Source organism: Mumia xiangluensis, assembly GCF_010994095.1.
Lineage (GTDB): Bacteria > Actinomycetota > Actinomycetes > Propionibacteriales > Nocardioidaceae > Mumia > Mumia xiangluensis.
Map to the genome: position 1 here is coordinate 135,769 of NZ_WJYO01000003.1, position 19,376 is coordinate 155,144.

Here is a 19,376-nt window from a genome sequence, read left to right on the forward strand (position 1 = left end):
GGGTCACGCCGCGGGCTGCACTCCGACGACCGCGTACTCGCGATCGAGCGCCACGAGCCGGGCCGGGGCGTCCACCGCGATCACACCGCCGTCGAGGCCGACCGCAGCGGCCGGAGCGGTCGACGCGGCGCGAGCGACAGCGACGGGATCGACACCGAGCACCCCCAGCGCACGGCGTACGGCGGTGTCCATCGTCAGCGTGCTTCCGGCGATCGCGCCCGTGGTGGCGAGGCGTGCAGTGCCTTCGGCGACCTCGACCATCAGGCCACCGAGCGAGTACGTCCCGTCGCTGGCTGCCGCGGCAGCCATCGCGTCGGTCACCAGGACCGCGTACGGCCCCGCGTCCGCGAGCAGTCTCCGCGCCCATGCGTCGTGCAGGTGGATGCCGTCGAGGATCACCTCGAGGTGGACCCCCGGAGCGTCGAGCGCCGCCACGATCGGACCGGGCGCGCGGTGGTGGATGGGCAGCATGGCGTTCGAGGCGTGGGTGAGGATGGTGGCGCCCCGCGCGAACGCCTCCGTCGCCAGCTGGTAGTCGGCGTCCGTGTGCCCGACCGCAGCGACCACGCCTGCCTCGACGAGCTGGCTGATCGCCGCCATCCCGCCGTGCAGCTCGGGCGCGACCGTGACCATGCGGACGAGACCACCGCCCGCCTCGAGCAGCGCCGCGACGGACTCCTCGGTCGGTGCGACCAGCGCCTCGGGGTCGTGCGCGCCGCGATGCGTCGGAGAGAGGAACGGGCCCTCGAGGTGGATGCCGCGCACCGGCCCCAGGTCGCCGCCACGGATCGCGTCGGCGAGCCCGCGGACCTGCTTGACGAGTACGTCGACCGGCGCTGACACGAGGCTCGCCAGCATCGCGGTCGTCCCGTGCGCGGCGTGGGTCCGCGCCGCCGTACGAGCCTCGTCGAGACCGCCGTCGAACGACGCTCGTCCGCCGCCGTGGCAGTGGATGTCGACGAAACCGGGGAACAGCCACGCGTACGCACCGGGCACCGGGCCCTCGTTGCGTCCGACGCCGGTCACGACGCCGTCGCGGTGCTCGACCCAGCCGTTGTCGATGATGCCGTCCGCGGTCACGACGCGATCGGCGTCGACGTGCTCGGGCAGGGTGATCGGAGGAGGCGCCACGGCCACCACCCTAGACGGGGGCGCGTGTCTCCCGACACCCACGGATGCGACGATCGACCCGTGAAGAACTGCCACGGTCGCCCGCTGGAGGATGCATGAGCACCGAGACCGGCCGACCTGTCGCACGCGTCGCCGGCCCGCTGATCGCATCCGTCGTCGTGCTGCTGTTCGCCCTGCCGCTCGCGTGGATGCTCGCCTACTTCATGAACGACGACATCCAGACGGGCGACCACATCGTCTTCCTCGCCGTCCCGATCGTGGAGCTGCTCGTCGCCGGCATCGTGGCGGGGCTGATCATCGGGCGTTCCTCCGGCACCGGGTACGCCCGCGCGATCACAGGGGCACTCTCGCTGGTGTTCGTCCCGCTGCTCGTGGGTGCGACCGCGTACGCCCTCCTGAGCGTCACGCCACTGTTCGACGACGCGATCGGGTCGACGGTGAGCGGCGGAGCCTGGTTGGCCGTCGCCGCGGTCGCCGCGTTGCTGTCTGTGCTCCTCACGCGGCTGGGGGTCAGGCTGCTGCGGTCGTCGTGACCTCGGGCTCCCCGATCCACCCGGAGCGCCTAGCATCGGACCCATGAGCGTCATCAAGATCAACGCGATCACCGTCCCTGCCGACTCCGGCGACGAGCTGGCCAAGCGGTTCGCGGCACGCGCCGGGGCCGTCGACGACACCGACGGCTTCGAAGGCTTCGAGCTGCTGAAGCCGACCGACGACCGCACCGTCTGGCTCGTCATCACGCGCTGGCGTGACGAGGCCGCGTTCGAGGCGTGGAAGTCCTCGCCTGCGTTCGCGCACGGACACCGCGGTACGCCGGCCGGCGAGCACGCAGGCCACGGGCACGGTGGTCACGGGCACGGCGGCGAGCACGCAGGTCACGGGCACGGCGGCGAGCACGCAGGTCACGGGGAGCGTCCGGTCAGCGTGTCGGCCGAGCTGTGGTCGTACGAGGTCGCCGGCGGCACCGGCGACTGACACGTCGCTTCAGCTCCAGGCAGCCATCCTCTGCAGCAGGTCCGGGCCGCGACGGTCGATGACCGCGCCACCCTTGCGGATGCCGACGACGAGCGCGACCGCTCCTGAGACCAGCCCGACGACAGCCGTGAGGATCGCCGCCCACGTCGCGCCCGTCGCGAGGGACACCGCGAACACGACGAGCGTCGGCGCGGAGAGCACGGCGACGACGACGATGCCGAGCGTCTGGCCGATCAGGATCGCGGTCGTGCCACCCTGCGGCTGTGCGAAGAGACCCTCGCCCGGCTTCTGGACGGGATACAGGTAGGTCGCCGACAGCACCGACGAGGCTCCTGCTGAGACGAGCAGAACCCCGAGCGACGCACCCAGGACCGCAGGGAGCGTGCCCCAGTCTCCGACCGCCCACACCCCGCCGACCGCGAGGAGCGTCACCAGCGGGAGTGCCACCACGAGCAGCGCGATCACGCGACCGGCCCGGTCGGCGGCACCGCGTACGCCCGAGACGACGTGCAGCCAGAACGCGGTGTAGTCGTACGCGAGGTCGGCCGAGATCGCGAACCCCATGATGTACGCGATGATCGGGCCCAGCCACAGCAGGCTCTCGTTGCCCTCGAGGCCGCCGAAGACGATGAACGGCACGGGGATGAACGGGACGAAGGCGATGGAGCCGGCGTAGCGGGGGTCGCGCTGCCAGTACGTGAGGCACCTCGCCGCGATCGCGCCGGCGCCAGTGGCCGGCAGGCGGTCGAACCAGCCGTAGCCGTGCGCCTGCGCGACAGGCCCTCGTGACGGCGGGCGCTCGAGCGTCCGGGCGAGCGCCGCCCCCCACACGAGGAGCATCAGCGCGAGCGTCGCCAGAGTGAGGGCGATCCGCGCGAGAGCGAGCAGCCAGGAGCCGCCGGCGATGTCGCCTGCGATGGACCACGGCGCGCCGAGCGGTGTCCACGCGAGGACGTCGGCGACGCCCGGCAGCCAGTCGTCGACCCCCGACACGTCGTCGAGGACCTGGCCGAGCAGCGGCGCGAGCATGATGATCGGGACCACCACCACGACGACGGCGACCTCGCGGAAGCGGCGCCAGTCCAGCAGCGGCGCCACGACGGCGGCCAGCATCCGTGAACCGACGGCACAGACCGCGACGCCGAGCACGGCACCGACGAGCGCACCGAGGAGTGCGAGCGGCGCGTCCCACCACGTCAGGCCGGTCGCGAGACCCGACAGGAGGGTGGCGATGCCGGGGACTCCGGCGAGGCCGGCCAGCGCGAGCCCGATCAAGAGCTCGCGGCGCGGGATGGCGTACTGCTGGAAGCGGCGAGGGTCGAGCGTCGCGTCGAGCCCGTACGCGAGAAGAGGAAGCAGCCACCAGCCGAGAACCACGAGCGAGCCGCACACGACCTGCCACGCGCGGGCCTCGTCGTCGGGCAGGAACGACAGCCCGACCGATGCGGCGGCCACCATGACGACGACGGACAACGCATACAGCGCGGCCAGCACGAAGCCGATGGTCTGCCACACCGACCGGCGGAAGCCGTTGAGGATCAGCGTGACCTTGAGTCTCAGGAGGACCGCAACCACGACAGTCCTTCCGTCGCCTGCCGTCCACCGACGAGCTCCACGAACCGGTCCTCGAGCGACTCCCCCGCGCGAACCGCCTCGACGGTGCCCGAGGCGAGCAGGACACCGCGTGCGATGACCGCGACGTGGCTGCACATCCGCTGGACGAGATCCATGACGTGCGACGAGACGACGACGGTGCCCCCGCTCGCGACGAAGTCCGTGAGCAGGTCGCGGATGCCGGCCGCCGACACGGGATCGACGGACTCGAAGGGCTCGTCGAGGACGATCACCCGCGGCGCGTGGACGAGGGCGGACGCGAGCGCGACCTTCTTGGTCATGCCGGCGGAGTAGTCGACGACGAGCGTGTCGGCCGCGTCGGCGAGCCCGAGTGCGGCGAGCAGGTCGTGGGTGCGCGCGCGCACCGTCTCGCGATCGAGGCCGCGCAGCTCGCCGGCGTACGCGATGAGCTGCGCACCGGTCAGCCGGTCGAAGAGCCGCAGGCCGTCCGGGAGGACGCCCAGCTGCCGCTTCGCCGCATCGGGCTCGCGCCAGACGTCGACGCCGTGCACCGAGACGCGTCCGAGGTCGGGCCGCAGGAGACCCGTCGCCATCGAGAGCATGGTCGTCTTGCCGGCTCCGTTGGGCCCGACGATCCCGTAGAACGAGCCTGAGGGGATGTCGAGGTTCACGCTGCCGACCGCGAGCTTGTCACCGAAGGACTTGCTCAGGTTGCGGAGGGACAGCGCGGCGGCGGGATCGAGCGGCGAGTCGGTCGTGGGCGGCTGCACGTGCGGAGCAGGGACGGGCCCGGAGGGGGGACGGGGGGCGTCCGAGGTGGACAAGGGATCAGCTCCTCGAGGGGGTGGACGACGCTCCCACCGTATGTGTCCTCGGGTGTCAGACGGAGATCGGCATCGGTGCGTCCGATTTGTTAGTTTCGTGGTGCTCGGACACCGCGGTTCGGGCTGGCGTAGGGGGCTGCGTGCGCAAGAATCCGTGGGGTCGTCCGGCGAAGGCGCTCGCGCTCGCTGCCGCCATCGCCCTGGCGGCCGTCCCCGTCTCGATCGGGGCGCCCGCACAGGGGCAGGAACCCGGCACCCTCTCCCTCTTCAAACGCATCGAGAACCTCGACAGCGGGGCCAGCGAAGGCCGTCGGCAGCTGTGGGAGATGCACGCCACGCACGTCGCGACCGGCGAGGAGCTCTCCGGCGACGGCCTCAACGGGTTCCAAAGCCGTACGGTCCCCGACGGCGACTACGTGATCTCGGAGAGCGGCGGCGTCGACGGATACCGGTTCCAGGACTGGAGCTGCAGCGACGGCTTCGAGTCGACGGATCCGTCCCCGACGATCACCGTCCCGCCGGGCGGCAACCTCACGTGCACGGTCGACAACGAGGCGATCGAGCCGACGCTGACTCTCGTCAAGAACGTGTTCGGCGGCGGGTCGGCCGTGCCCGCAGACTTCCAGCTCACCGCTCAAGGTCCCACGACGGTGACGGGCCCTGGCAATTCCGAGGCGGTCACCAACCAGAAGGTTCGCATCGGCACCTACACCCTGTCCGAGGCCGGCCCGACTGGCTTCGATGCCGGCCCGTGGATCTGCAATGCCACGTCCTCCGACGGTACGACGCAGGACCTCGTCGTCACCAACGACCAAGTGACGATCGGTCTCGACCAGGCGGTTCGATGCGAGATCTCGAACACCGCGGATCTCCCCCACCTGACACTTGTCAAGGACGTCGTCAACGATGGTGGCGGGACCGCTGATCGCACCGACTGGACGCTCACCGCCCAGTCACCCAGCCAGGTGGTGTCCGGAACCAGCGGAAGCGCCGACGTCTCTCATGTCTCGGTCGACACCGGCACCTACACCTTGAGCGAGTCCCCCGGCCCCGAGGGCTATGACGCGAGCGACTGGGTGTGCACGAACGACGGCGACCCGGTCGCGGTGGTCGACAGCTCGGTGACGATCGGCGTCGACGACAACCTGACCTGCACGGTCACCAACACCTGGACGGGCGGCCGGCTCACGTTGTTCAAGGTTGTCGAGGGTGGGAGCGCGTCACCTTCGGCCTGGACGCTCAGTGCGAGCAGTGAGACAGGCCAGCTCTCGGGGACCGACGGCGTCTCGGGTGGCCTGCCTGCGGGCACGTACGACCTGGCCGAGGCGGACGGGCCGACCGGGTACGAGCTCACGGAATGGGTATGCATTCCGGCGAGCGCTCTCAGCGGCACGACGGTCACGATCACCCGCGGTGAGAGCGTCACCTGCGACGCCGTCAACACGTGGGTCCCGCCGCACCTGACGTTGATCAAGCAGGTCGTCGGCGGTCCCGATCCGGCCGATGCCTGGACACTGACGGCGCGGAGTCCCGACGGCACCGTCATCAGCGGTGCGAGCGGCAGCAACGATGTCAGCCACGTGACGGTGCCGGTGGGGCCGTACGCGCTCAGCGAGTCCGGCCCGACCCCTGCCCTGTACGACGCGAGCGACTGGACCTGCACGGTGAACGGCGAGCCACGTCCGGTCGTGGGAGGCGTGGTCACGCTGGTCTCCCCGTCCGAAGACGTGGTCTGCACGATCACGAACACCTGGCAGGGGGCGAACCTGACGCTCGAGAAGGACCTCGACAACGGCGAGGGCGGGAGCGCCGAGCCCACGGACTGGACCCTCACCGCTGTCGGCGAGACGACACACGCCGGCCCGACCGGCTCCGACGAGGTGACGGACGTCCCCGTGGCGCCGGGGACGTACGACCTCTCGGAGAGCGGCGGACCGCCCGGATTCGCCTCAGACGGCTGGACCTGCACCGGAGGGACGCTGGACGGGAGCGTGCTCACGCTGGAGGCCGGGGACGACGTCACCTGCACTGTCGAGAACCGCTGGGTCGGATCGTTCCTGACGCTCGTCAAGGTCGTCGATCCTGAGGACGCCGCTCCGCAGGAGTGGATGCTGTCGGCGACCGGGGGTCCGGAGACCGGCGGCACGACCTTCAGCGGACAGAGCGCCGGCACCGCCGTCACCCGTGTCCCCGTTCCCCCGGGCGACTACGCCCTCGCCGAGTCCGGAGGACCGGACGGCTACGTGCTGGACGGCTGGCAGTGCACCGGCGCAGACATCGCTGGCGCGGTGGTGACGGTCCCGACCGAGGCGGAGGTCACCTGCACGGCGACGAACCTGTGGGCCGGGCCGATCCTCACGCTCGTGAAGGCGGTCGACGGCGGCGCGGCAGATCCGACCGACTGGACGCTCTCCGCGACCGGTCCTCAGACGGTGAGCGGGACGACCGGAGACAACGTCGTCACGCGTGCGTCGCTGACAGCAGGGACGTACGAGCTTGCGGAGTCCGGCGGCCCGGACGGGTACGAGGCGGGCCCGTGGTCCTGCGAGGGCGACGGCACCCTCGAGGGCGACGCCATCACGCTCGAGGACGGCGACGAAGCCACCTGCACGATCACGAACACGTTCGACGACACACCACCCACCACCGCTCCGACCACTCCGCCCACGACCGCACCCACGGAGCCGACCACCGCTCCCACGGCGTCCACACCGCCGACGACCGCGACCCCGACCGGCGACGGGGGGACCGACGACGGCGCGGGCACCGGCGGCGCAGGTGACGGGTTGCCGAGCACGGGTACGACGATCGCGATGTCGGCGATCGTCGTGGCCGCAGCGCTGCTGATCGGCGGCGCGGTCCTCATCGTCGGCGGCCGCCGCAGGCACGACGACGAGGCGTGACCACCGAAGCCATGTCGTGCGTGCTCGACCTCCCGTTCACCGGCCTGTGGTTGGTCCAGAACAGCCCGGCCCGCCGCGTCCCGAGCCACGGCACGGACCGCTTCGGCTCCCGCTACGCGATCGACTTCGTCGGCGTCGACGACCACCGCCGTACGGCGTCTGTGCGCGACTGGCGCAGTGCCCTCGCGACCGAGCCGCCGGAACGGTTCTTCGCCTACGGACGCCCCATCCTCGCCCCGTGCCCTGGGACGGTCGTCGTGGCGCACGACGGTGAGGCCGACCACGAGGCTCGCCGCTCGCAGCTCGCGCTCGTGCCGTACGCACTGGGCCAGGCGTCGCGCGCACGCCAGGGTGTCGCCGCGATCGCGGGCAACCACGTGACGATCGCGTACGGCGCGGCGTTCGTCACGCTCGCGCACCTGCGGCGCGGCTCGCTGGATGTCCGGCCCGGTGACGTGGTCGAGAGCGGGCAGCAGGTCGCCGAGTGCGGCAACTCGGGCAACTCCACGCAGCCCCACGTTCACCTGCAGGCGACCGACAGCATCGACTTCGCGGCCGCGCGAGGCGTACCGGTCGTGTTCCGCGACTTCCGCCAGTGGCCGCGCGGCGGCGCCGACCCGGCGGAGCTCGCGGAGGGGATCCCCGCTGAGCGGTCGGTCGTGGGACCCCGGCACGACCGCCCCTGACCAAAGGACCAGACACCGCGGTCGTGGATCCGACCGCGGTGTCTGGTCCTGCGTCGTGCGTCGCTAGGAGCTCAAGCGTCGGCGCAGGCCGAGCACGAGTCCGCCCGTCAGTGCGAGCAGCGCTCCGAGCACCGCCGGCACGAGCGACGTGCCACCCGTGTTCGGCAGAGGCGGCGTCGAGCCCGTCGGCGGCGGGTTGTAACCGACCGGCGTGTCCGGCGTATCCGGGTTGTCCGGGTTATCCGGGTTCTCCGGAACGCGCTTCGGCGGGTTGGCGCAGGCTGACGTCTCCGACGGGTACTGGACGGTGGTCGAGTACGTCGGGTTCACATCGAACCGCACCGTGATCCCCTGGCGCGTCCACGCGAAGTTGCCGTCGGTCTCGACGTACGTGCCGTCCTCCAGAAGCTCCCAGCCCGGCCACTGGAGCGGCTCCGTGGCGGATGCCCCCGGCCACAGGAGTCGGCCGTTCAGCGGCAGTCCCGACACCACGTAGTCGTCACCGTCGGGGTTGACGAAGGTGATGGTCACCGGGTTGGCGCCCGGGTCGGTCAGACCCGGAGGCAGCGTCACTGCGTACGAGAGGTACGGGACGGCACTGACGCACTGCGACTCGATGTCACCCGGCAGCAGGTCGCAGTCGCCTGCGTCCTCGGTCTCCGTCCACGTCATCACCGAGCCCGGCGGGAGCGTGTAGCCCTCGTCGACGACCAGCGTGACCGTCTGCGATCCGTCGGTGCCCTCCGTGACCTCGTAGTGGTAGTGCTCGCCGTCCGGCGGCACGGCCCAGCTGCCGACCGTCTCGCAATCGTCGGTCCACACCGGAGGCGGCGCTTCGACGACGCACGGCTCGTTGGAGTCGGTCTCGGTCCACTCGGTCACGGTGCCCTCGGGGAACTCGTATCCCTCGTTCGGCGTGGCCTTGATCGTGATCGAGCCGTCCTCGTTCACCGTCTCGGTGTACGAGTACGCCTCGGTGTCGGTGAACTCCCAGTGACCGTTGCCGGGTCCGCAGTCGTCGACCCAGGCGGGCTCCGGCGGTGTCGCCGAGTCACCGCAGTCCGGGACGGTGATCGTGATCTTGAGCTCGGCATACCCGTAGCCGCCGTTCACGACCCACCCGTCGGGGAGGTCCACGAACTCCGGCCTGGGATCGGCGGTGTCGTCCAGAACCGCACGGACGACGTACGTCTTGCCAGGCTCGACCGCGGTCACGGGAAGGTTCGTGCCGAGCTCCCGTAGCGAGTAGGTCAGCAGGTCGGTGTCCAGCGGCAGGGTGATAGACGGTGGGGTGTACTGCCCTGGGCCGGTGCAGATCGCCTGCACGACCGTCGGGGTGACGGGCGTGACCTCCGGTCCGCACGAGTACGGGTCCTTGACAGTGACGAAACGCCAGGGCGCCGGGTCCAGAGCCGAGTCCTGGCCCGGAGCGGACAGCCCCTTCGCCTTCAGCTCGTTGAGGAGGTCCTCGTCGGCCTGATCCTCGATGTTGTAAGAATCGACCTGGTAGGAGACCGGCTTGCAGGTGGCGGCCGGTCGAGACGTGCCGGCGTAGATCTGCGGAGAGTCCCACACGGCGGTGTCACTGACGCGCGCCATCCTCCACCAGACCTCGACCTCGTACGGCTCGAAGGCTGCGGCTGCCTGAGCCTTGGCCTTCTGCTTCTTGGGCTTGGGCTGGTCGTCCGTCGCCGGCTCGGACGAGGGCGACTCGTCCGGCTCCGCCGCGGACTCGTCCTTGGCCGGCGCCTCCGACGAGTCGTCCTTCCCGTCACCCTTCGGTGCCTCGTCCTTCGGCTCGGCCGGCTCGTCCTTCTTGGGCTCGGCCGGCTCGTCCTTCTGCGGCTCAGCCGGCTCGTCGGGCGCCTTCGGCTCAGCCGGCTCCTCGGCGGCCTTCGGGTCGGGCTCCTCGTCCTTCGGAGCATCGGACTCCGCCTGAGCGGGTGCGGCGGAGTCGCCGCTCTCGCCGTCGGCGTACGCGGCAACGTTCACTTGGATGCCGACGGACAGCAGGATCGCAACGGCTAGAACCAGGAACTTCTTCATCCCACGCTTCCCCCCTCAAGGCGCACAGTGGCATGAGCGTATGTACCGGAGGGGGTCGCGCGTGGCAAAATGTCCAGGTTCGTGCGAGGTCATCCGGTCAAGTCCTCCGCAACGCCTTCCGGGCCTTGCGGGTACGCGCCTTCAGACGAGCGACGGTCGCTCGGACCCGGAACGCGGCGATGAGCGTGCTGGCTCGTGCCTCGTCCAGGGCGTGCAGCCTGCCGTAGGCGAACGTCGGCTCGCCGGCTTCGCTCGCGACCTGCGCCACCGCGAGCAGCTCGGAGCGGCTGACGGTGGTGTCCTGGAGCTCCCCGAGATGGGAGGTCACGTGGTGCGCGGCTCGGTCGAGCCGTCGCGCCTTCTTACCCGCGACGGGCTCGACCGTCTCCGCGGCGTACCGCAGCCGCTTCGCGGCCTTGCGCGCCTCGTGGAGCGCAGGCTCGGGCTCGTCGGCTGCCGCGGCATCGGCCCGTCTGCGGAAGCGCTTGAACTCCTTGTGCAGCACCTTCGGAGCCACGTCGCGCGCCGAGGCTTCGGCACGCTCCGTCCAGGGCGGGTCTGCTGCGAGCTGGTCGAGGCGATCACGGAGGTCGAAGTAGCGCTGGGAGCCGAGGGCAGCGAGCACCTCGTCCTTGCCCCGTCCTTCGTACACCGAGCGGAGCCGACCCAGCACCGGTCCGTGAACCAGGTCGCGAGGCTCGTCGGCAAGGAGGTCTCGCAACCGTCCGTGGATGGCCGCGGCGTCGCGCGCCTGACCGAGGACGCCGGCGAGCCAGCGCAGCTCGTCGCGCACCGGATCCGTCTGTTCACGGTCGAGGACCGGCCGGAACGAGCCGAGCAGCGCGCGCAACCGGCGGCAGGCGACCCGCATCTTGTGCACGCCCTCATCGGTGCCCCGACGCGCGTCGACGTCGCGGCGACCCAGCACGTCGACCTGCTCGACCAGCCGAGCGTGGACGAGGCGTGAGACGGGCTCGTCCGCTGCGGGCATCCACAGTCGCGGTGCCGGCGGCACACGGTCACCCAGCGTTCGTGCGACTTTCCTGCTCACCTCGGCACGGTGGACCCCCGCCGCCGCGAACACCTGATCGGCACTGTCGAAGAGGTCCGCCGTGCCGTCGACGAGCTCGAGCTCCCACTCCCGCCACGCGACGGTCTCGCCCTCGGGCGTCGACCCGGTGACCCGGTCGTCCGTGAGCTCCGCGAGCACGAGGCCGTCCGCGCCGAGCAGGAGCGACGGTGTCCGGTCGGTGTGCACCGTTGCGACATGGACCAGGGGCTCGCCGCGCACCCACCCGGCAACGAGGTCACGCAGCGGCTTCGGTGGAGTCGCCGTCGATCTGCCGAGCGGCCGGTGGAACTCGTCGCGCCCGCCTCCTGCCGGCACCTTCAGGTGCCAGCCGTCGGCGACACCACCCGTACGGCGCCGCAGACTGACGCCCGAACGCAGCAGCGCGAGGTCGGCGGTGTCGAAGTACGCCGCAGTGAGGCTGAACGCCGGCTGCTGCCGGACCTCCTGGACGCCGTCGAGGAGGAGCAGGTCCGGCACGACCGTGTCGTCAGCGAGGGCGTACGTCGCCTCGACCTCGTGCTGGATCTTCATGAATCCTGCCTACCCGAGGACGGTGAACAGCACCGATCGAGCGGCCCGGTCACAAGAAGCGGCGCAGCTCACGAGTGACGTCGTCCGGGGCCTCCACCGTGCTCGCGTGGCCAGCACCCGTGAGGACGACGAGCTCGGACCCGCGCACTGCGCCGTGGATCGCCTCACCGATCGACACCGGCGCGCGCAGGTCGTGGTCGGCGTACAGGAGAAGCATCGGTACGTCGATCTCCCTGAGCACATGGCGCTGGTCCGGATAGCTCGCGCGTGCCATCGCACGAAACCCGCTCGGATGGAACGCGCGGACGCTGTCGAGGAACGGAGCCAGGTTCTCGCCGGCGGCCGACGGCGAGAACATCGACGGCGCCATCGCGGCCACGAACTCATCGGGAGTCAGCTGCGATGCCTCCAGCGACCGTGCCAACCTCACGTCTGCCTCGTCCCGGCCGAGCGAGCCGAGCCAGCCGGCGTATCCGCTCACGAGGGTGAGCGACGACGCGAGCCCACGGTGCCGGTGGAACGTCGCGAGCGCCAGAGCCGCACCGAACGACAGCCCGACGAGGTGCGCGCGCCCGATCTGCAGCGCCCGTAGGAACGCGGCCAGGCAGTCGGCGTACGCGTCCATCCCGAAGTCCTCCGGGGGGTCGGACGAGCCGCCCATCCCGGGGGCGTCCCAGGCGACCACGGTGAACTCGTCGGAGAGCGCTTCGATCTGACGGCCCCACGTCGACCGGGCGTCGCCGACGAAGCCGTGCGCCAGGAGCACTGCCGGCCCGGTCCCGGCGCGCTCGTAACCGATGCGGAGTCCTCCGACCTCGACGTGCTGCGTCACGGACGGGCCCGCAGCGGTCGGTAGTTGGCCCGCTGGATGCGGGCACCGAAGTGCTTGAGCACGAGGTTCCGGAGCGCAGGAGGCATGCCCCGGGCGTGGTCGCGTCGGTGGGTCTGTTCGCGGACCCAGTCGGTGTGCGTGGTCGACGGCGACGTTCGAAGGTTGCCAATGCCTCGGCGAGGGTTCCGGCCGAGCCGAGGCTCTCCTCCAGCACGATGGCATCCTCGACCGCCAAGCCCGCACCCTGGGCCATGTTCGGTGAGGTCGCATGGGCGGCATCACCGATCAAGAGCACCGTGTCCCGCGCCCAGGAGTCGAGCACGACCTCCTCGATCTCGCCCGCCTGCACGGCGGCCGCGGTGTCGAGCGATTCCCACGAGTCGAGCAGGGCCGGCACCGGATCGGCATAGCCAGCCAGCAGCTCGCGCAGGGACCGAGGACCGTCGAGCGGACCATCGACATAGCAGTAGACCTCGTGCTCCCCGATCGGGATCGTGAGGAACGCCGATCCGGGCCCGAGACGCACCGACCAGGTCGCTGGCTCGACGTCGTTCTTGACGACAAAGCGTCGCGCGTACTGGCCGAGCTGCCGGACACCGCCGCGTCCGAAGACCAGCTGCCGGACCGTGGAGTGGATCCCGTCCGCGCCCAGCACGAGGTCGTACGAGGTCGCCGTCCCAGCCACGGTGACGTGGACGCCGGCATCGTCGAACGCCACCGCTTCGGGGCTCTCCCCCCAGCGCACCGGGACCTCACCGACACCCGCCAGGAGCACCTGGTGCAGGTCCGCCCTCGGTAGCGCCAGGCACGGCGCGACACCGTGCCACAGATCACCGGTCTCGATCTCGAAAAGCGTGCGGCCCCGGTGGTCGAGGGTTCGTTGCCGATGGATGCCCACGGCGCGGCGCGCCACCTCGTCTCCCAACCCGACGCTGTCGAGGGCACGCACCGCGCTCCCGGGGAGAAAGATCCCGGCGCCTTCGACGGGGGGTGTCGGCTGCCGGTCGACGACCTCGACCGAGGCGCCCCACCCGCGCAGTGTGCGAGCGGCCGCGAGTCCGGCGATGCCGGCACCGACCACCAGCACTCGTACGCCGTCTCCACGCATCGCCCTGCTCCTCTCGTTGCGGGAACTTGCCCTCAGCCTCATCCGGAGACCGTCCCCGCCGCATGGGCAGAACTACCCATCCTCTGGCGCACACCCGCCCCTAGCGGCACCCTGAAGGTGTGTTCCGGCTGCTGGGTCTGCTGGCCGGGCTCGCCGGCGCCACTGATCTCGGGACCGGAGGTCAGCCCGACGAGTCCCTCCGCCGCTGCGTCGTGGCGAGCCGGTTGGCCCGAGCCGTCGATGCCGACCAGTCGGTGGTCGGGGACGTCGTGGTGGTGTCCCTGCTCGAGCACGTCGGATGCACGGCGTACGCTCACGAGGCTGCCGCGGTCTGGGGCGACGACATCGCTACGACGCACGCGGCGCTGATGACCGACGCCGACTCGGCCCTCGATGCCTTCCGGACCTTCCTTCCGACGGTCGCCTCGGGCACCGGGCGTTCGCTGCCCCGCGTCGCCGTGACGATGGCCAGGACGATGCGCACCATGTCCCGCGACGCGCCGGTGGCCACCTGTGAGGTGGCCCAGGAGGCGGGTCGACGGCTCGGGCTGTCCAAGGTCGCGCAGGACTCGCTCGGCCACATGACCGCGATGTGGAACGGCAAGGGGTTCCCACGCACCGGCGGCGAACAGATCCCGTTCCCGGCGCGCGTCATGCATGTGGCCGGGACCGCTCTGCTGTTTCGAGGGTTGGGGGGTGACGAGGCCGCTGTCGAGCAGGTACGCCGACGCGCCGGCGGCGAGCTGGACCCGCATCTCGCAGCGGTGTTCGTCCGCAGGTCGGGCGAGTTGCTGGACGGTCTCGACGCGGATGACCCTCTCCAGGCAGCACTCGACGCCGAGCCCGATCCGGTCGTGTGGGTCGACGACGACCGACTGCTCGACGTTGCTCGGGTGTTCGGCGACCTTGTCGACCTCAAGAGCCCATGGCTGCACGGGCACTCGTCCGCCGTCGGTGACCTTGCTGGCGCGGCGGCGGAGGTCCTTGGCCTCGCGGAAGCAGGAGAGGTACGCGTGGCCGGGCACCTGCACGACGTGGGACGGGTCGGGATCAGCAGCCGGATCTGGGACCTCACCCGCCCGTGGACGGCCGCCGAGGAGGACCAGGCACGACTTCACGCGTACCACACCGAGCGGGTGCTGGCCCGGACTCCCGAGCTGGAGCGGATCGCAGGCATTGCTGCCGCGCACCACGAGCGGTGTGACGGCAGCGGGTACCACCGCGGACTGCGCGGAGACATGCTCGTCATCGGCGCGCGCCTGCTGGCAGCGGCCGACGCTTACCGCACGCTGATCGAGGACCGGCCGCATCGTACGGGGCTGCCCGCCGCGCAGGCACGACAGCGGCTCGAGGCCGACGTACGCGCCGGCCTGCTGGATGCTGACGCCGTGGCCGCGGTGCTCGCAGCCGCGGGTGGGGCGACCCGGCGCCGCCCCAGTGGTGCTGTCGGCCTGACCGCGCGACAGCTCGAGGTCCTGCGGCTCGTCGCGCACGGCATGTCGAACCGTGAGATCGCGCGCCGCCTCGGAGTATCGCCGCGGACGATCGACAGACACGTCAGCGACGTCTACGAGCGGATCGGGGTGAGAAGCCGCGCCGCTGCCGCGATGTTCACCATCGAGCACGGGCTGGCCGGACCGGTCCAGGGTTCAGGAGGCGGGGCCGGGCACGAAGGCGAGATTGGGTAGGAACACGCAGGTCCGTCGTCGCCGGTCGCCGGACGATGCGGAGATGACCACCCCACTTGCCGGTACGGAGTTGACCGAACCACTGGTGACGCGACCGTTTGTCGCCCTCGCTCTTGCCGAGCTGGCGTACTTCACGGCCGACGGCATCGCGATCCTGGCGCTCCCCCTCCAGGTGACCGGGCCGCTCGGCGGGACCGAGGCCGGGGCCGGGCTGGCGTTCGCTGCCTTCGCGGTGACGGCTCTTGTCGGGCGTCCGATCGCCGGCCGGCTCACCGACACGTGGGGACGCCTCCCGCTGATGACGGTCGGCGCGGCGACGGCTGCGGTCGGCCTCGCACTGACGGCGTACGCTCCGTCTCTGACCGTTGTGGTCGCGCTGCGGCTCCTGCTCGGGCTGGGCGAGGCCGCGTTCTTCGTCGCCGCGATCGCGGCGGTCGCCGACCTCGCGCCGCCGAGCCGGATCGGGGAGGCGATGAGCTACAACTCGCTCGGCCTCTACCTCGGGCTGACCCTCGGGCCCCCACTGGGCGAGCAGGTCGTGAGCATCGGCGGATTCCGGGCAGCCTGGCTCGTCGCGGCCGCGCTCGCTGCAGCGGCCATCCTGCTCGTTCGCCTCGTCGGGGAGACCCGCGAGCCAGCGGCAGACTCAGAACCCGGTGGGCTGGTGCACGTGCCCGCTATCGCCCCGAGCCTCGGTTTCCTGACCTCGATCGTGGCGATGGGCGGGTTCCTGACGTTCGCTGCTCTGCATGCCGAGCGGTCCGGACTCCCCCATGCGAGCCTCCCCCTGATGGTCTACGGCAGCACCGTGGTCCTGGGGCGGATCGCGTTCGGCCGGTACGTCGACCGGGTGCCTCCGCTGTCTCTCGGAGCGGCCGCACTCGCGACGATGAGCCTTGGGATGCTCCTCTTGACGCTCGTCCCGACTCCGGCGGGCGTCCTCGCCGGGAGCGCGCTGACCGCGTTCGGGATCGTGTTCAGCACCCCGGCGTTCTTCTCGGCGATCTTCGCCACCGCGTCGCCCTCGGAGCGCGGCGCAGCGTCCGGCACCGCAAGCGTCGCCCTGGACCTCGGCCTGGCGGCCGGACCGGTGATGGTCGGACTCGTCGCGGAGCAGCAGGGCATCGGGCGGGGGTTCGCGGCGTGCGTCGCGGTCACCCTGGCAGGGACTGCGTGGACGATGCTGCTCGCTCGACGCGCCGTCGGGCGACCAGCCGCGTAGAGATCACGCGCAGTCACGCGCCGCCGCCCGCCTCGCGCCCGTTCACACGTTGAAGCGGAACTCCACCACGTCACCGTCGGCCATCACGTACTCCTTGCCCTCCATGCGGACCTTGCCGACGGCCTTCGCGGCGCTCATCGAGCCGGCCGCGACGAGGTCGTCGAAGGACACGATCTCGGCCTTGATGAAGCCCTTCTGGAAGTCCGTGTGGATGACACCGGCAGCCTCAGGGGCCGGCGCGCCCTTCTTGATGGTCCACGCGCGGGACTCCTTGGGGCCGGCCGTGAGGTACGTCTGCAGCCCGAGGGTCTCGAAGCCGACGCGCGCGAGCACGTCGAGTCCGGGCTCCTCGACGCCCATCTCGTGCAGCATCTCGAGCGCCTCGGCGTCATCATCGAGCTCGACCAGCTCGGCCTCGATCTTGGCGTCCAGGAAGACGGCCTCGGCGGGCGCGACGATCTCGCGCATGCGCGCCTTGAGCTCCTCGTCCGCGAGCTCGTCGGTGTCGCAGTTGAAGACGAACAGCTGCGGCTTGGCCGACAGCAGGTGCAGGTCTCGCAGGTGCTCGAGGTCGAGTCCCGCGGCGAACACGCCGGTGCCCGCCTCGAGGTGCGTCCGTGCCTCTTGCACAGCGGCGACCTTCGGGACGAGCTCCTTGTCCTTCTTGGCGTCCTTCTCCAGGCGCGGGAGGGCGTTCTCGATGGTCTGGAGGTCAGCGAGGATCAGCTCGGTGCGGATGGTCTCGATGTCGTCGCTCGGCGAGACCTTGCCGTCGACGTGGGTGACGTCGGGGTCGCGGAAGACGCGGGTGACCTGGCAGATCGCGTCGGACTCACGGATGTGGCTCAGGAACTTGTTGCCGAGCCCCTCACCCTCCGACGCGCCCCGCACGATGCCGGCGATGTCGACGAACTGCACCGTCGCGGGCAGGATGCGCTCCGAGCCGAAGATCTTGGCGAGCTCGTCGAGGCGCGGATCGGGGACTCCGACCACGCCGACGTTGGGCTCGATCGTCGCGAACGGGTAGTTCGCGGCGAGGACGTCGTTCTTGGTGAGGGCGTTGAAGAGGGTCGACTTGCCCGCGTTGGGGAGTCCGACGATGCCGATGCTGAGTGCCACGAGGAACTAGCGTACGGGGCGACCCCCGCGGCCCGCCGTCCAGTCGGCGCGCGTGGTCACGAAGATGTGCCCCTCTCCGTCGTACCAGGGGTCGTCGCGGATGCCGGTGTCGCGGAGGCCGAGGCGGACGGCGACGGCGGCCGAGGGGTGGTTGTCCGCGAACATGTCGCACCAGACGCGGTCCACCTCGGGTCGCCCGTCGCTGCCGTCGAAGTGCGCGTACGCCGCGTCGAACAGCGCCCGCGCGGCCTCGGTGGCGTAGCCGTGCCCGATCGAGTCCGGGTGGAGATGCCACCCGACCTGGAGCTCCACCGGGTCGGTCTTCGGGAGGGTCGTCAGCATGATGGTGCCGACGACGACGCCGGTCTCGACGGCTTCGACGGCGAGGCCGATGCAGCGCGGGTCGACGTCGGGCAGGGCGTTGAGGTCGTTGATCCAGGTCTGCGCCTGGTCGAGGGTCTCCATCGGGACGTACGGCGGGTCGCCGAGCCAGCGGATGACGTCGTGCCGGCTCTGGACGTCCAGCACCCGCGGGGCGTCGTCGAGGGCGTACGGGCGCAGGCTGAGGCGGTCGGTGTGCAGGGGCAGCGCGAGCGTGGTGCGGGGAGGCAGTCCGGTCACCCCACTGTCGTACCACCGAGCGCCACCGGCCCACCTCGGACCGCCCCGCCGGCGACCAGCGCGTCGCCGAGCTCGGACCGCAGGTAGAGGACGGACCGACCGTGACGCGCACTGGTGAGCAGTCCGGCGTCACGCATCGCCCGCAGGTGCTGGTTGACCGCCGGTGTCGTCACCCCGAGGCGTCCCGCGAGCTCGGTCGACGACGCCGGCGTCGAGAGTGCGGTGAGCAGACCTGCGCGCGCAACCCCGAGAAGGTCGGCCAGCACCGCCGGGGAGCGCCGGGGCTCGGCCTGCCAGAGGGTGCCCGCCCCGCGAACGCCGTACATGATCATCGGCGGCTCGTCCTCGCCGATCGGGACGCTGGCGCCTCGAGTGAACAGGCTCGGGACGAGCGTCAGGCCGGCGCCGCGGGTGGGCCGACGGGAGCGGGTCGAGCTGTTGAGGCGGACCCGGACGACGTCACCGTCGAGCGTGATCCGGTCGCTGAGCCCTCCGAACATCGCGGCGACGCCCTCGCTCGCGGTCACGTGCCCGCGGTAGACGATGTCGGCCTGCAGGACGGCCCGCATCCGGGGCCACCAGGGGGCGAAGCAGGCGTCCCAGTACGCCCGCAGGGCCCGCATCATCCGCGCGCGGACCTCGTCGGCCGGCCCGCGCAGCGCGTACGGCAGCCGGCCGGGATGGATCGCGCGCAGGTCGGAGCGGACGCGCTCGTCATCGACTCGCGCGACCGCGCGCAGCTCGTCGTCGATGCGGGTGAGCGGCGAGTACGGGCGCGGGGTGAGGAAGTCCGGGGTCGACAGGGCGTCGTTCGTGAGGGCACGCAGCATGGTCACGTCGAGCTTCTCGCGTGCCGTCTGGGTCTCGCGCAGCCACGGGAGGTGCACGGGATAGCGGCCCGGCTCGCGGAACGTCCGCAGCGAGAGGGTCAGCTCGTTGATCGGCGACAGCGCGAAGCGGACCTCCGCGAAGTCCCACCCGCTCAGCTCGTACTCGAGAAGGCCAACCATGAAGCCATACGCTATATCTTTTTGTTCTCTCAC

15 protein-coding genes and 1 pseudogene are annotated in these 19,376 nt (G+C 71.1%); 6 read left to right on the forward strand and 10 right to left on the reverse strand.

The annotated features are described in order from the left end of the window. Positions 1–3: 3 nt before the first annotated feature. Positions 4–1,131 carry an N-acetylglucosamine-6-phosphate deacetylase gene (locus GH747_RS10975; RefSeq protein ID WP_205602899.1) on the reverse strand — a complete coding sequence of 376 codons (1,128 nt, stop codon included), beginning with the start codon at positions 1,129–1,131 and terminating at the stop codon, positions 4–6. Between the two features lie 95 nt (positions 1,132–1,226). On the opposite strand from GH747_RS10975, the gene GH747_RS10980 reads away from it, so the two are divergent. Next, positions 1,227–1,664, forward strand: coding sequence for a hypothetical protein (locus tag GH747_RS10980; RefSeq protein ID WP_149769642.1), 438 nt, complete (start codon positions 1,227–1,229; stop codon positions 1,662–1,664). Positions 1,665–1,707: 43 nt separating this feature from the next. Next, positions 1,708–2,106 carry an antibiotic biosynthesis monooxygenase family protein gene (locus tag GH747_RS10985; RefSeq protein WP_149769643.1) on the forward strand — a complete coding sequence of 133 codons (399 nt, stop codon included), beginning with the start codon at positions 1,708–1,710 and terminating at the stop codon, positions 2,104–2,106. Positions 2,107–2,115: 9 nt separating this feature from the next. Here the strand turns inward: GH747_RS10985 and GH747_RS10990 are convergent, their stop codons facing one another. Next, positions 2,116–3,681 carry a hypothetical protein gene (locus GH747_RS10990; RefSeq protein ID WP_149769644.1) on the reverse strand — a complete coding sequence of 522 codons (1,566 nt, stop codon included), beginning with the start codon at positions 3,679–3,681 and terminating at the stop codon, positions 2,116–2,118. Continuing rightward, entirely contained in the window at positions 3,663–4,451 is a 789-nt protein-coding gene (locus GH747_RS10995; RefSeq protein WP_205602900.1) for an ABC transporter ATP-binding protein, read from the reverse strand. Before GH747_RS10995 ends, GH747_RS10990 begins: the two co-directional genes overlap by 19 nt. A gap of 194 nt (positions 4,452–4,645) precedes the next feature. On the opposite strand from GH747_RS10995, the gene GH747_RS11000 reads away from it, so the two are divergent. After that, positions 4,646–7,408: an LPXTG cell wall anchor domain-containing protein gene (locus tag GH747_RS11000; RefSeq protein ID WP_149769645.1), complete on the forward strand. Its 2,763-nt coding sequence runs from the start codon at positions 4,646–4,648 to the stop codon at positions 7,406–7,408. Next, on the forward strand, positions 7,405–8,094 hold the full coding sequence (locus GH747_RS11005; protein ID WP_228552887.1) for a M23 family metallopeptidase: 690 nt from the start codon (positions 7,405–7,407) through the stop codon (positions 8,092–8,094). The genes GH747_RS11000 and GH747_RS11005 overlap by 4 nt, the downstream gene beginning before the upstream one ends. Before the next feature lie 63 nt (positions 8,095–8,157). On the opposite strand, the gene GH747_RS11010 is transcribed toward GH747_RS11005, so the two are convergent. The 4 genes and pseudogenes from GH747_RS11010 to GH747_RS22500 form a co-directional block, all read right to left on the reverse strand. Beyond that, complete coding sequence (locus tag GH747_RS11010) at positions 8,158–10,140, reverse strand: LPXTG cell wall anchor domain-containing protein (protein WP_149769646.1); 1,983 nt, start codon at positions 10,138–10,140, stop codon at positions 8,158–8,160. Positions 10,141–10,237: 97 nt separating this feature from the next. Then, positions 10,238–11,743, reverse strand: a complete 1,506-nt coding sequence (locus GH747_RS11015) for a CYTH and CHAD domain-containing protein (RefSeq protein WP_149769647.1) — start codon at positions 11,741–11,743, stop codon at positions 10,238–10,240. Positions 11,744–11,792: 49 nt separating this feature from the next. After that, complete coding sequence (locus GH747_RS11020; RefSeq protein ID WP_149769648.1) at positions 11,793–12,575, reverse strand: alpha/beta fold hydrolase; 783 nt, start codon at positions 12,573–12,575, stop codon at positions 11,793–11,795. A 196-nt stretch (positions 12,576–12,771) separates the two neighbouring features. Then, positions 12,772–13,725 (reverse strand): annotated as a pseudogene (locus tag GH747_RS22500) (FAD-dependent monooxygenase); the annotation flags it as partial. 77 nt (positions 13,726–13,802) lie between these two features. Here GH747_RS22500 and GH747_RS11030 point away from each other — a divergent pair. Continuing rightward, on the forward strand, positions 13,803–15,371 hold the full coding sequence (locus GH747_RS11030; protein WP_149769649.1) for an HD domain-containing phosphohydrolase: 1,569 nt from the start codon (positions 13,803–13,805) through the stop codon (positions 15,369–15,371). 43 nt (positions 15,372–15,414) lie between these two features. Continuing rightward, complete coding sequence (locus GH747_RS11035) at positions 15,415–16,593, forward strand: MFS transporter (protein ID WP_149769650.1); 1,179 nt, start codon at positions 15,415–15,417, stop codon at positions 16,591–16,593. A 42-nt stretch (positions 16,594–16,635) separates the two neighbouring features. Here the strand turns inward: GH747_RS11035 and ychF are convergent, their stop codons facing one another. Genes ychF through GH747_RS11050 form a run of 3 tightly spaced genes read right to left on the reverse strand, consistent with a single transcriptional unit; the run spans position 16,636 to position 19,343 of the window. Further along, a complete protein-coding gene (gene ychF, locus GH747_RS11040; RefSeq protein WP_149769651.1) occupies positions 16,636–17,712 on the reverse strand; it encodes a redox-regulated ATPase YchF in 1,077 nt (358 codons plus the stop codon). Positions 17,713–17,718: 6 nt separating this feature from the next. Next, the gene (locus GH747_RS11045; RefSeq protein ID WP_149769652.1) at positions 17,719–18,333 is read right to left on the reverse strand and encodes a GNAT family N-acetyltransferase; all 615 of its coding nucleotides are present in this window, start codon (positions 18,331–18,333) and stop codon (positions 17,719–17,721) included. Continuing rightward, a complete protein-coding gene (locus GH747_RS11050; protein WP_149769653.1) occupies positions 18,330–19,343 on the reverse strand; it encodes an ArsR/SmtB family transcription factor in 1,014 nt (337 codons plus the stop codon). The genes GH747_RS11045 and GH747_RS11050 overlap by 4 nt, the downstream gene beginning before the upstream one ends. Positions 19,344–19,376 lie beyond the last annotated feature (33 nt).